Genomic DNA, 14,305 nt, shown 5'->3' on the forward strand with positions numbered 1-14,305 from the left:
TCCTCCGCCGGCCCTAACGCCGATCCACGGCGCGCGGCTGGCGCAGCGGCCCGGCGCCGCCGCGCAGGGCCGGGTACTCAGACCTGCCCGGATCGGGCACGATGAAATGACTCCACATGTACGGCTGCCAGTCCCCGAGTTCCTCATCCCAACTGTCTACAATGCGCTGGCCCAGCGGCTGCGACGGGTCAACCTCGAAGACCTCGCTCGTGACGGGGGCCATCACATCGAGCGGGCCCGTGCTGAGGTAGGGGTCCGGGTAGCCATTGACGATGAGACACCTGCCGTCGCGTTGCCACGTGGCGAACACGGGAGCGAAGGGCACCTCGGCCGCCGCGGCTCCGCGCACCGCCGTCGCCTGGACGTAGCGCCGGATATTCTGGAACGCCGCCGCGCGCAGCGCATCCCATTCCGCCGGGGTGAAGCCGGTGCGCGGTTCGCTGATCAGCGGCGGATAGATCCCGCTCGCGGCCGGATCGCCGAACTCGCCGACCCAGTTGACCAAGGCCATGGCGAGACCCAGGATTTGAAGCCCCTCGTAATCGCCGCCGACTATCTCCTCCTCGTAGGTCGTGAGGAAGTCGCCGGGACGCTCGAGCCCCGGATCATGCAACCACGGTGCGACGCCGCGCATCTCGAACACTGGCGTCAGATAGTAGTCGGTCGCCGCGTCGTTCCACGTCGCGCTGTCAATCAGCTTGACTCCGACATCGTCCACAACCATGGTGCGCAGCAGCGGCAGGCCGGTGGCCTCATCCTGTTGGACGACCTGGTCGGCCTGTCGGATGCCGAAGAAGTCGCGCTCGGACTGCTCGGCGTCGGCCGCGGTCCACGGGCTCGAGCGCGGACGGAAGACGTTGATGCCCTCCGGGTTGCCCACGCCATCGAGACGCGGCAGCGCCGTGCTTGTGCTTACCCGGCCGGCGGCATCATAGGTGACGCCGATCTCGACCAGGCGCGTATAGCGATCCCCGCCCAACGGGTCATCGGGGCTATTGCCCACAGCACACATGATGTTGGCGCTGAGGAACGGGTATGTCGCGTCCACCATCGCCGCCGCGCCGTCCACGCCGACGAAGCGATCGGCCGTGACGAACTGAGCTTGGGCGCTCGTCGTCCCGCCGGCCGCCGTGGGCCATGCCGTCAGCGTGGGGCTGGCGAGCACCCGCACGATATCCATGTACGGCGTCGCCGTCGCGACGTCCGTGACTTCCGGCCGATACCTGCCGTTGAGCAGCGGGCGCACCACTTCGAGCACGCGGTAGTTGCCCGCGTCGGCGATGAGCGTGCTGACCCAGTCCACCACGACGTCGTCGGTGGGCTGGATGATGCCGCGCGGGTCAGCGAAATCCGCGCCGGATGCCGGCGACTCGGGGCGGTAGTAGTAGCGATGCGCGTCGGTCGGCGCAAGCAGGCGCGCTTGCTCCTCGTTCATGCCGCCGAGATCCGCCTGCTCGCCGCTCGGATACCTCCAGACCACATCGCCGCCGGCATCGAGCTCGACGACGCAGCTCGCCCCAGTGTCAACAACGAGCAGATTGCCGTTCGGCAGCGCTCGCACGCGCTGCGGCCTTTCCACCGGCTCGAATCTCCGCTCCGGATAGGAGTCGCTGACGGGGATGCCCGCCGCGCCGGTGGCACGACTCGGATCAAGGTACGACACGGATTCCTGCGACGTGGCGCTGCGCCCCGCCGGATCGGCTGCCAGCAACCGATGATTGTCCGCGATGATCGTCTCGGGGGTGCCGAGCCCCACGACCCCGCCGAAGGACCCCAGAGTCGTTGACCACACGACACCGCGTTCGGTGACCGCGAGGCTGCACAGTTGGGCGGAGCCGACGCCGGTCACCAACACTTTCACGTATTCCGGTTCGGACGGATGCGCCCACAGCGGATCGTCGACCGTCGGATCCTCCGGCACCGCGCGGAAGCCGATCAGCAAGTAGCGCTCCAGCGCGTGGTCGTACACAACGACCATCAGCATCCCGTTGGTCACCACGGGCGGACCGACGAATTGCCACCCGTCGGGTGCGAGGTACAGCCACTTCACCAGCGGTGTGACCTCCATCACGGTGTCCACCAGCACGCCGCCGCTGAAGTAACGCACCCGCACCTGCTGCGGGAGGTAGCGGTCATCTGTCACGTCGCCCGGCGTGCCCATATCGCTCCACACCGGACAGGCCAGGCTGCCGAACACCCCACTGCCGAGGCGGATGATGCTGTTCTGGAAGTCCACGGTCCAGTTCATCGTCGCGCCCGCGACCTGGGGCACGGCGTAGCGCGGGCTATTGTAGGCAGGATCCGTGGGATCGGTCCTGGTGGATATCCATACGGCGGCGCCGGTTCGGTCCGCGACGACAACCTGGTTCGGGTCGGCGCTGAACGGCCCTGGATTGACGCCGTTGTTGCGCGGCGCGATGGCGTCTATCGGCGCAGCGAACACGGGGTCGGCGGTGCCGGGGTTGACAAGCTCCGGTGACGCCTTGAGTTCCAGCGCGTAGAGCATGCCGGACGGGCCCTCGGGAAGGCTTTCGTTGCGCTGGTCCTCTTCGTTGCGGAAGAACTCATAGTTGCCGGCAGCGAACAGAGTCTCCTCCGCGTAGGCCGGAGTGAAGGAGAAGCTCGAGAAGTAAGTGCCGTTAACGTCTTCCGGCACCTGGCCGCGATACTTGTCGCCGACGAACGTCCACTCCGGCCTTCCCGCGCGGTCAAGGTGCAGCGAGTAGCAGGCCACGCGCCCTTCGCTCGACGGCGTGGGGTAGGCGTTGACGGCGTCGGTGCCGACGTAGATGTTGTTCTCGAACACGCACGGCACGGCATAGCCCGCCTCGCTGACGTAGCCGCCGAGCGATACCGGGAAGCCCGGGTGCAGCGGCTGCGAGAGAGACCGCGAGGTGCCGGAGGTGTCGCGGTAGCGGACGTGAATCTGGTCGAAGCCCAGCGGGTACTGCCCCTGGCCGAACAGCGACCAGGAGGTAAACACGACGCGCATGTGCCCGCCGACGGTGGTGCGAACGTAGTTGAGCGGCCGGTTGGGATCGTCGCCGATGTGAGGCGGCACCTGCACCCCGGTCCCCGCGGGATCGCCCACCCACACCGTCACCGATTGGTTGGCCGCGGTATCGGGCTGCGATGGATCCACGAGCCAGGTTCGGTCCCAGCCAGGCGCCGGGAAACGCACCATCAGCGGGGTGACCCACAGCCTGCCGGTGGCGGACGGCCCCGGGCGCGGCAGGCTGTTGCCCGTAATCACCGCCGCCGGTGCGGCCTCGGTGCGCCGCAGCACTTCGTCCCACGCCCCGGTCATGACCATAGCCGGCGGGTTGGTGAAGCTTGCCGCGCGGCCGCCCTCCCCCATCTTCACGCTCGCCGCAGGGGGGTCAAGGAAGCGTTCGTCGGGCGTAACCGGCCCCGACGCATCGTAGATCAAGAGATGCGCGTCGCGGTTGGGCGCGTCCAGGGTCCCACTGTCCGTCGTGAGCAGGGCAAAGAACTGGTCTATCGCCACCGGGCCGGAGTTGACTAGGCCCAGGTCATCTTCCGGGCGCGCGTGGTCGTAGCGCTTGATCGTCGCCGACCACACGGGATCGGTCTGGATACCGTCAAGCGGATCCGCGAGGAAGGCGTGCAGTGAGGAGTCCAGGTTATCCTCGGTGCGCACGGCCACCGCGACGACTCTCCGCGGTCCGGTGCCGTCGTACGTCGTGTTGACGGCGGGGGAGCCGACGACCTGGCGAGGCAGTTCCTCGGGCGTCGGGCGCAGGGGATCGGCTGCGCTGGGCACGCGCGCCGGCGGAGCCGGCACCGCATCCTGATCCGCCATGTCCTGCCAGGGCACGATCAGGCTCCACAGCAAGTCCTGGCTCGATCCGGCGACGTAGTCGGGCTCTCCCTCATCGCTCCAGTAGTCGAGGTCTCGGTCGGCGAACGGGTCGGTATCCCATACGGCGAGAGCGCCGCTGTACGATCCGGCAAAAGCGAGGCCGCGACCGACCGCTGCGGCGCCGGCAAGCGGGCCTTCGAGGATCGTGAGGTCCTGCCACGTAATCAGCGGCGGCCACGCGACCTCCTCGTTGTACTCCCCGCGGGACCGGATGCGCCCGTGAGTGCCCGACCAGTCCATCCACCACTGGATCATGTTGTAGGCGAACTTGATGTCGGGCAGCGCCCACTGGGGCAACTCGGTGGCGGCCAGCGCCGCGCCGCCGCTGAGGGCGGCGTACCAGTCGCTGATGCCGGCGGCGACGCCGCACGCGGCGGCCACGATGCAGCCGTCGCCGTAGTAGCCTGCGGCGATGACAGGGGTCCTGGCAATCGTGCCTCCGCCGGCGTCGTACAGTTCCCCGACCACTTCCTGAAGCGGGGTGAAGGCGGCGATGCCGTTATTCGGAGGGAAGGGATTGTTGACGCCGTTCGTGATGCCGTCGAGGGGGCTCATGGGCGTGTTGGTCAGATCGCCCACGGAGCCGTAGATGTATTGCTGGCCCAGGAGTTCGACTTCGTCCTCGCTGAGCCGGTACCGGCCTCTCAGCAGCGGGTGGGTGAAGTCAACGCTGGTCTTGGGCGCCCCGACGGTGCGGTCGCGCAGGGCGAACTGCAGCGGGGGCTCGAGGAAGAAGCTCCCGAGCTGCGGGTCGTCACCCGGATTCGGGTGATCCGGCTGATTGTCTATCCACAGCAGGCCGCCCTGGTCAACCCACCTCTCCAGGATGCGCTGCTGGTGAATGGAAAGGTCAACCGTGCCGCCGACGATGGGCAGCAACAGGACATCGAAGTTCTGGATTAGCGGCATGTCAATGCCGCCCATGCCGACGGCCCAATAGGCGGCCGCGCTCTTGTCCAAGCCCGGCGTAGCGATCGGATTGATGATTTCCCACCCCGGAGGGCGCGGCGGGTTAAACTCGAATGCCTGCCCGCCGGGGAGCGGGACATAGACCGAATCGCACCCGAGCAGGTACATGGCATACTGACTTGGCGGCGCGGCGCCAAAGGTGAGGATGCCCGCGCGGATGACGCGGCGTTCCTCGGCATAGCTGTGCCAGGTGCGCCCGGAGTAGAGCGGCTCCACCGCACCCAGGATGCAGGCTGCGGCCGCCGCCACCGCCAGAACGGATGTGACTCGTCGCGATAGCATCATTTTCGTCTTGCCGCGGATTCCCTTTGCTGCAGCCGCGGATAAACGCCGACCTATCCGCCTCAGACGGACGAACGCGGACTCCTGATTATGGTTCTCTGTGCGCCCCGCAGTTCACACGGTCCTAGATCCGCTCGCCCCATGCGATCATCGCGGGGCTGACCGGGAGCTTCGGCAAGCGCGGTGGCCCACCCGGCTCGCCGGGGACGAGCGCCCCGCGCAACGATGGATCGTAGAGATAGCGCAGGGTAAACTGGCTGATGCCGAGGTCGGGATCATAATTCGGGCTCGTCGGCAACCAGCTTTCATTGGACCCGCGCCACTTCGCAGTCCAGTCCATGACATCGCCCACGGGCGCGGTGCGGTTCTCGGAAATGGCGCCGCGGACCGTGATGCGGACGTCGAGGGGCTCGCCGGGCGCGGGATCGCCGAGGGGATCGCTCGTCGGGTCCGGCGGCGGCGGATTAAGGAACGTGCCCGGGATGACGAACCAACTGCCGTGCTCCGCGAACATCGCGGCGTCTATCTCGACGTCCACGCGCGCCCGAATGTCGCGCACCCAGTAGTACCTGCTGGTGTCGGGGGTGACCTGTAAGCGGACGACGTGCGGCTCGCCGATGGCCGTGGGCGCGAAGGTGATGCGCTTGTCGGTTCCCGAAACCGGATCGAGGCTCGGAATGGACTCCCAGCTCGGATAGATGGCGTTGGTTTCGTTGTTGTAGGCGGCCAGCGGCGGCGGCAGGAACAGCCAGTACTTGGTCGAGTAAGCCAGCGTTCCGTCATCGTACACGCCGGGCGGGTCGGCCAGGTTCCAGTCGTAGGCGACGCCGTTGATGAGCACCTGCATGATGGCCGCGCCGGGATGTCCGGTAACCGGGCTGCCGGGCTGCCCAGTGTGCTTGAGGTAGATCTGCACCGGATCGAAGCTTGCCGTCGTGACGGTGCAGTCCAACGGCTCGCCCGGACGGATCTCGTGGTACGCCGTGCCCTCCGGCCCCACCGAGGCGGTCGCCTGCGTCTCGATCAGGGCGGTGGTGTTGAAGACAACGGAGTCCCGCGCCAGCAGCGCGATCTTGCTGTCACTGCCGGCCTGGGTCGCCGCGGCAGTGTCGGGATCGAGCACCTGCGCGGTCACCGGGCTGAGCAGGCTGCCGTTGACGAAGATGTTGCCGCCAGAGACGACGGTCACGTGGTAGAACCGGTTGCTGTCCACCGCGGCCGCGAGGTTGTCTATGTCGTACGGGAGTTGGTCATAGTAGGCATCCGGGCTCCCGACCGCGGGCGGCAGCGTGCCGCTCACCGCGACATCGCCGGCGGCATAGATCACGCCGTTCTGCGGATATGGCAGGTACAGATCCTGTACCCCAGTCGGCGACCCGTTGGGGTAACGCCAGACCTCCCACGGATCGTCGGTGCTCGTCCACGTCAACTGGACGGCGGGGACGCCGAGGCCGCCCGCCGACACGGGATGGAAGGTAATCCTGACGAGGTCCGGGGTGTAGCTGGTAGCGGTATTCCAGTTGGGATAGAGCAGCGGATCGGGCGTCGTCCATTCCGTCCGCATCTGCTCGTAGTCATGCTCGTAGAGGATGTGGCCGGGGTTGTCCACGTAGATGCCCTTGCCCCAGCCGAACCAGCCCGAGTTGACCTGCTCGCCGAGGTAGATATCCTGCCCGTCGGTCCACACGCCTGAATCGCGCGCCAGAGCGAGATACCGCTCGGGGTTCAACGCCGGAGGATCGAGATAGCGCACCCAGCGCGGATCGCCCGCGGCGTCGGTCTGCTGCCGCCAGTCACGGTAGTAGCTGCCCAGGGCGGTGAACGCGGGATCCTCGCTCGGCAGGACGACTCGCGGCACGCCCCCGTCAATGGACACCAGCACTTCGGTGGGGTCGCCATCCCACTCCAGCGTGTCCTTGTTCCACCGCGCAGCCACGTCGTGAGAGATGTCGCCAGCCACCGCGATACTATCGCCACGACTCGACGACAGGTTGACCTGCACGTCGCCGTGCCAGGTGAGGTCAGCATTGACGCGGATGGCCCCGTCGAGCACCGTCTTGTACCTGTGGGCGGGGTAGATCTCCGGCGGGTTCTCGTAGAGGTACATACGCACTGCCGCGCCGAGCAACGCGGGCAGGGGGTTCTTTTCGCCATTGGTGACGAACCGAACGTAATCCGTGATGAGAATCGGCTTGTAGGCGACCATGCGGCGCTGCAGGAACGGGTTGCCCTTGAGCTGCGCCAGGCTCTCGAGCTTGATGAAGCGGGAGTACGGGTCGCCCGCCTCGGGTTCATAGGTCACGGTCAGGCGGAATTCGCCTTCGCCGTAGTCGAAGGTGCCCGGGTTGGGATCGGGGCGCCAGTCGGCCCCCTCCGGGCCGCTCACCAGATTATGATCGGCATACCGCAGACCCGCCTCGGCGATTTCCTGAAGCGCGATCACGAACGACTGGCGCTGCGCCTGGCGCAGCTGCGACGCAATGACCGCCAGGAACAGCGCGGCGAGCACCGCCACGATAAGCATGACTAGGACGGCGAGTATCAGCGCCTGCCCGGATTCCTCATTCAGTTTTCGCATTCGCAACAGCATCGCTCTTTCGATTCGACCACGGATTCACGCGGAAACGCGCGGATTCCTGTATTATCTTGTTTGGTCGCGCAGCCATCCTTGGCCGCGCGTCTCCGGGCAGCCCAGACGCCTGCCCTACCTTGCATGATTCCGATCGGCGTCAATCCGCGTCCATCCGCGGCGGCATCTTATCGCGGGACGTTTTTCAGTTTCACCTTCGCGACCAGGCTCACATCCTGGCGCGACGCCTCGGGTTTCCGCGCGGCGCGGTCGCGCTTGCTCACCGTGATGCCGATATTGATGACGGCCTTGGTGCCGTACGTCGCCACCACGAGCTGGCCCTCAGGGTTATTCCGATAGCGGTAGCGGACGTGTATCAGATCGCCGTCCGCAGGTCGCTCCGGGCCCGCCGGGTTGTCATCGAAGATCAGCTGCGTCCCCCTGACGGCAAACCGGTTCCTGCCCATGGTATTGGACCCTACCGGGTTCGGCGGCGGTTCGACCTGCTTGTAATACGCTACCTCTTGCGTCACCGGGTCTTCGACCCAGACGGTGACCGAGCCGCGTACGACCGCCGGCGAGTATGCCACGATTGATGAAACCGGCTCCAGATCATAGATGTACATGCTGGCGGCGGCTGTGATGAGATCGACCGCCGGGAAATCGAACATCACCTCGCCGCGGTCGTAATCAATGCCGAAGGCGAACTCCGCCTGGTCGGGATCGTTCACGTCGCGGAGCGGGTAAGCCCCCGTGTTGTATATTGGCGTGCCGTCGGCGACGCGCACCACCCACACGTCGCCGGTCACCGCGTCAACCCCGGTCTGGTACGTCAGAACCCGCGGGTCCCCCACGTACACCTTGACCTCCCCCATCATGGCGAAGTCCGACCCGGCGGGGTTCCACTGCGCGCAGTGCGCCCACAGGGGGTAGCGCGAACGATAGCGGCTGTAGTCGCGCGGGAAGGCGCCGGTCCACGGCACGAGCGCCTCGTCGGTCAAGCGGGTGGGCGAGAACCCGACCGAGGGGATATCGTAATCCGCGTTGTTCGGCGTCAGCCCGACAGCGCGCTCGCGATAGAAGTCGTAGGCTGCCCGCGGCGCCGGCGGACCAGCGCCGAACTGGAGCACTGCCTCGAGCCAGGGATAGCCGGGCTGCGCGGTGGGCCACGTCTCACCGACGTACGTGTGCCCGTCGGGGTACCAGAAGACCGCGCGCGTCAGCGCGGCGGCGGAATCGTTCCAGTCGTCGTCGCGCGCGGCGGGATCCTCGATCTCCGTTCGCGCGAGATAGTACGGGTTCACGGGGTCGGCGTCAGTCTGGTAGAACGGCGCGTATGCGTACGCCGGATCGCGCAGGGCGCGCCAGTAGCGGATGGCGATGGCCTCCGGCTCGATGGGCGCCGCGCCCTGCGGCGCGCTACGCGAAGGGAGGAAGGCGACGAACATCCCGCCGAGGGGGGGATCGAAGACGTACATCGCCTCGGCCAACTCGCGCGTCATGGCGTCTATGGCCAACCGCGCGGCTGACTGCGCGTCGGCGCGGGCGACGCTCTTCTCCATGAACGCCAGGCCGGTGAGAATCGGATAGCCGACGAGCGCGAGCAGTAGGATGACAAGCCCGATGGTGACCAGGATCTCGATCAGGGTGAAACCCGATATCGTGCGTTTGTCTCGCATCGTCAGCATCTATCGCTCATCCACTCTCCGCGAATCCTCTCCCGCTCAGGGAGACGATTCAGGTGAGAGTACGCAGCCTTGCTCTTCACCCTCACCCGGCCCGTCTGCGCCGGGCCGGCCTCTCTCTGGCAGGGAGAGGCGTCTACAGACGTAGGCCGGCCCCGTGCTACCCGGTCACACCGTACACTCCTACTGCCGCCGCAGGAAGGTCTCGACGATTACCTGCCGCCAGCTCTCCGGCGAAGCCTGCCCGGCAACTGCGTCAGTGCGGCCGCGCCCGGCCCACAGCACGCGCGCGCGCATGCTCGCGCCCTGGACACGGATATCGCCCCAGGCGGGAGTCTCGGCGAGACGCACCAACCCGCGCCCGTTATCGAGCACGACCTGGTGCAGCTCGCCGGAGATCAGGACGGGATCGCCGTTGTCATACATATAGTAGTTCGCGACGACGCTCTTCGCCACCTCGGAGGGGCCGAACTCGAGGTCGCGCGGGTTGGCCGGCTCGTCCCACACCGCAAAGCGATACCCGGGCTGCGCGGTAGCGCCGACGACGATGCTGTACTGCGCAGCGGCCTTCATGGGCTGGATGCTCCAGTCCAGATCGCTGCGGTAGTAGACTCTGTAAGTTCCGCCCGCCGCCGGCTCGGGAGGTACGCCGTTGCCGGAGAGGGTGATCAATCCGCTCTGGAAGTTCACCTCGTAGTCGGAACTCGCCGGCGCGCCGTCCACGTAATCGAACCGCGACCCGTCCTCGGTGTCAATCACGATCACCATATCGTCGTCGCCCGGGATGATGCGGTCGCGACCGGGTTGGCGCGGAGGATTGATGTAACCCGCGCTCTTCACCGGCGCGACGACGAGCTGGATCTCCAGGCGGTCATCCGGCACCCGCTCCTCGACGAGGATCTGCCAGTCGCGCACCTTGTAGTCCACGTTGACGGTGCGACCGGCGTCGCCGGGATCGAACAGAATGGATGCGGACGGCTCGGCGATGGGATTCGACGTGTCACCGATGAGCCTGAAGTAGCCCGGCCCGTTGAGCGGCCAGTCGTCGTTGTCCATGATGAAGGCCTGATGCACGCGCTCGCTGAGCGGGATGATGCCGGCGAAGTTGACGGGCGGCGCGCCGAGCTCGGGCCACAGGGTCTTGGGGCTGGCGACCGTGTCCTCGCCCGCGGCGACATCGATCAGCGTGACGACGTCCCACATCTCGTAGCGCCGCTCGGCGCGCGCCCCAGGGCCGGTGTCGATAAGATATGTGAACTCGACGCGGAAGCGGCGCATATAGTCGGGCACGAGGTCGAAGCTGATCGTCCCGGCATCGTAGTCCACGTAGTATCGCCCCCAGTCCTTCGGGGCCGGATCGGTGGCGTCAATCAGGAAGTTGACATTGTCAACGCGCTCGTACTCGGTGGTGTAGATAAAGAGAGCATCGTAGCCCGGGGGATTCGCCACGTGCTCCGCGTCGCCGTTGCCATCGTAGTCGTAGTTGTGCGCGTAGAGATGCTCCAGGGGGCCGAAGCGCAGGCGGCAGAGGGGGACGCGGATGCCGACGGCGTTGGGATCTACGCCGTTGGGGTCGGGCACGCTCTCGGTGACGTCGCCGACCGGCAGCACTTCGCCGATGATGGTGCGCGGGCGATACGCGCTGTCGGGCTGCCAGTTCGGATGGGGGCGGTCGTAGACACCGTTTGAGTTGAGATCCGTGTACGGCTCACCCGTATCCCATACGCCATTATTATTCGCGTCACTGAACGGCTCACCAGCATTGGGCGTCAGGCCGTTCGGGTCGTAGTCGACATTGTAGCTGAGGCTGAGGGTGGGCGGGACGGTGCTGTCGTCCACGACGTCAACTTGCGCCCAGACGATGGCTTCCGGGAGGCTGCCGGCGGCGAGCCGCCAGCGCTGGATTTCCTGGTCGGCGAGGCGCGCGGCGAGGGATTCTATCCGCGCGCGCTCGATAGCCGCGAACCCGGAGGGGAACACGCGCAGGGCGACATAGGCCCCGATCAGCAGGAGCACCAGGGCGACGAGCACCTCGACGAGCGTGAAGCCGCTGCGGCGGTGGGGCCGTCGTTGTCGCGCAATCCCAGCTTCGTCCAGTCTTCTGTTGCCGGCAGAGTAGCCCAACATGATGATCTCGATGAATAGAATTGGATGCCGCTGGCCCACTCGGGGCATGGCCGCCTGCGGCCTTCGGCAACGGTCGCCCACCTACCGGAGGGCAACCAGCCTCAGGCGGGATGTCGCTGACAGCTAGCGCGGCTGCTCTGCCTTATACTGGTCGAAGCGGGATGCCATCCGCTCGACGCTGCCGTCCGCCCACAGCACGAGGTCGTGGTCGCCCGGCTTGACGTCGCCGAGATCCGTCTCGTCCGCCGGCGGCGTGTCGCGGTGCATCGGGCACCACGTGACCACCGTGTGGTCGGGCGGGAACGGCTGGGTCAGCTTGCGCAAGCCCTGCTCCGGCCAGATGTCCGACCTATCGCGACGGTAGTTCCAGTCGTATACGTTGTATCCTCCCAGGTACGGCCAGTCGCCGTAGTCAGGCCGGTCGCTCGGTGCGCGCGGACAATGCAGCACGCGCGCTTCGGTGATGTAGTTCGCGGGCGGCATGACGTAATCCATCGGCGTCGCTTGCGCGTACGCCTGGTAGGCGTAGTAGAGCTGCGACAGCCCGAGCGCGCGCTGCCCCGGCTCGGCGCCGACAGGCCGCACCCACCACTCGCTTGCATCGGGCGGGAACGCGAGGTGGTCGCTGCGGTACATGAGCAGCGCCTGGCCGATCGTCTTGAGGTTGGCGGCGCACACGCTCATGTGCTGGCGGTACTGGAACGCGCCAAAGATGGGCACGACGATGGCGGCGAGGATGGCGATGATGATGAGCACCACCATCACCTCTATCATTGTCATGCCGTCGGTCGGTCGCGAATGCCGTGACATCAAGCCGCGGTCTCTTTCACGCTCGGGCGCAATGCGCGCTGGCGCCGCCGGCGACGACCTCGCCGCTCGTCACATTCGAAGATGACAGTCCCACCCGCCTACTGCGGCGGCTGATTGACCCAGTCGTAGCTGGCGACCTGGAACATGGTCGCGTCGCCGCCGACCCTCACCACGATATCCTGCCACCCGGCTTCGCCGCCGAAGAAATCGCGGTGATAGGGGCAGTGGCTCACAATGGTCTCGTCAGGCGCCCACCGATTGCACAGGCCGGGGTACTTGATGCCAAACGTCGCAGGTGGGTCGAGCAGACTCAAGCCGTAGCCGCCGGCGGTGGCGGGGTTCGCGTAGCCGTTGCGGTTATACAGCTGGTACGGGCCGTCCGGCGCGCCTCCGACGATGGTGATCGCCGTGTGATCAGTGTTGTAGCTGCTGTAGTGCTCGAGGAAATAGCGGCTGGTGGTCCACAGCGTATCGAAGGCGTCCGGGTCCGCCGCCAGATCGCGGTAGAGCGCTATGTACTGATCGACCGCCGTCGAGTCGTCCGGGCAGCGCAGGTTCTTCATGTTGGTCATGTAGTCCTCGAGATAGAGGGCGGTGACGCCCCCGTACCCCGTCACCGGATCGTAGGCCTGCGGATTGACCTTGTAATCCATCTGGTACATCTTGATGGCAAGGGCGATGGTGTGCATGTTGCTCAAGCAGGTCGCCTGGCGGCCCTTCTCGGTCGCCCTGTTGTAAACCGGAATGACGATGGCGGCCAAGATGGCGATAATGCCGATGACCACTAGCAGCTCGATAAGCGTGAAGCCGCCCCCGCGACTCAGCGCCCCGAATCTGCTCCTCACTTGACTTCGGTAACTCTCAGCCTGGCTGTGAGTGCCCATTCTCTTACCCTCGCTTCCGCAAAAGTCTGTATCGCACCATGCCGGAGGCGTACTTCCAGTGTACGATACCCCCCGGCATTCGCGCCTAAACCCTGGGCCACCGCCCGCTCGATGAGTCCACAGTTACCGATTCGTCGCCCGGTTCGCCTCCCCTTTTCGGTCTCCTCGGCTGCGCAGGAAATCCTGAGGCGCCCGTCTCCCGTGAGCCGTCGCCGACTCACCCCGACCAGGTTGAATACCAGGCCCGGTAGGCCTGGCTGACCATGTCGCTGATCGCGTTTGGGAACAGCATGACCGCGAACGCGCAGACCACCATGAACGGGCCGAACGGTATGTACTCGTGGCGTCGGCGCAGACGCGTCACGATGAGGACGATGCCGACCAGCGCCCCGGCAACCACAGCGAGAGCGAAGCTCAGCAGCGCCATCGCGGGGCCGAGGAGAGCCCCGATTGCCGCGCCGAGCTTGAGGTCGCCGCCGCCCATACCTTCCTTGCGGAAGACGAGTTGACTGAACAGCTCCATGAGGATGAAGAAGACGGCCCCGACGACGATGCCGACCACCGAGGCGGGCAGCGACAGCACCCACGACGTCCACGGTATGCCGAACGTCAGGAGCGGCTTGTCCCACAGCAGGATACCCGCGACGTCGAGGACGACGCCGACCCCGATACCGGCAAACGCCAGCTCGTCGGGGATGATCATATGCTCCAGGTCGATGAAGAAGATGGCGATGAACAGCCCCGCGAACACGAGCTTGCCGACGAGCCACGCGATCGCCGGCGCGCCGGCGGTCCACACCTCCTGCGACGTCAACCACGCGGTGAGGAATGCGGCGCCGGTGATCAACTCGACCACGAAGTAGCGCCAACTGATGGGGACGCCGCAGTAGCGGCATTTGCGCCCGAGGGCGAGGAAGCTGAGCAACGGGACGAGGTCGAGCGGGCGCAGGCGCTCGCCGCACGCCGGGCAGTGCGAGGGCGGCTGGACGATAGACTCGTCCCGCGGCAGTCGGTAGATGCAGACGTTGAGGAAGCTCCCCACGGCTGTGCCGAGGGCGAACAAGAAGATGGCGATGATTGCATCCGCCATGCCGGC

Annotated in this window: 7 protein-coding genes; all 7 read right to left on the reverse strand. The window is 66.4% G+C overall.

Features of this window, described 5'->3' with window-relative positions; all coding sequences use genetic code 11:
* Positions 1-13: 13 nt before the first annotated feature.
* The 7 genes from JSV65_17055 to JSV65_17085 all read right to left on the reverse strand — a co-directional run bounded on the left by JSV65_17055 (position 14) and on the right by JSV65_17085 (position 14,299).
* Positions 14-5,137, reverse strand: a complete 5,124-nt coding sequence (locus JSV65_17055; GenBank protein UCH34222.1) for a hypothetical protein — start codon at positions 5,135-5,137, stop codon at positions 14-16.
* Between the two features lie 121 nt (positions 5,138-5,258).
* Positions 5,259-7,712, reverse strand: coding sequence for a type II secretion system protein (locus JSV65_17060; GenBank protein ID UCH34223.1), 2,454 nt, complete (start codon positions 7,710-7,712; stop codon positions 5,259-5,261).
* Positions 7,713-7,891: 179 nt separating this feature from the next.
* Positions 7,892-9,391, reverse strand: coding sequence for a type II secretion system protein (locus JSV65_17065; protein ID UCH34224.1), 1,500 nt, complete (start codon positions 9,389-9,391; stop codon positions 7,892-7,894).
* 180 nt (positions 9,392-9,571) lie between these two features.
* Complete coding sequence (locus JSV65_17070; GenBank protein ID UCH34225.1) at positions 9,572-11,563, reverse strand: prepilin-type N-terminal cleavage/methylation domain-containing protein; 1,992 nt, start codon at positions 11,561-11,563, stop codon at positions 9,572-9,574.
* A gap of 75 nt (positions 11,564-11,638) precedes the next feature.
* Positions 11,639-12,325, reverse strand: a complete 687-nt coding sequence (locus tag JSV65_17075; GenBank protein ID UCH34226.1) for a prepilin-type N-terminal cleavage/methylation domain-containing protein — start codon at positions 12,323-12,325, stop codon at positions 11,639-11,641.
* Between the two features lie 98 nt (positions 12,326-12,423).
* On the reverse strand, positions 12,424-13,209 hold the full coding sequence (locus tag JSV65_17080) for a prepilin-type N-terminal cleavage/methylation domain-containing protein (GenBank protein UCH34227.1): 786 nt from the start codon (positions 13,207-13,209) through the stop codon (positions 12,424-12,426).
* 217 nt (positions 13,210-13,426) lie between these two features.
* Positions 13,427-14,299, reverse strand: coding sequence for a prepilin peptidase (locus JSV65_17085; protein UCH34228.1), 873 nt, complete (start codon positions 14,297-14,299; stop codon positions 13,427-13,429).
* Between the last annotated feature and the right edge of the window lie 6 nt (positions 14,300-14,305).

The sequence above is a fragment of the Armatimonadota bacterium genome (assembly GCA_020354555.1).
GTDB lineage: Bacteria > Armatimonadota > Hebobacteria.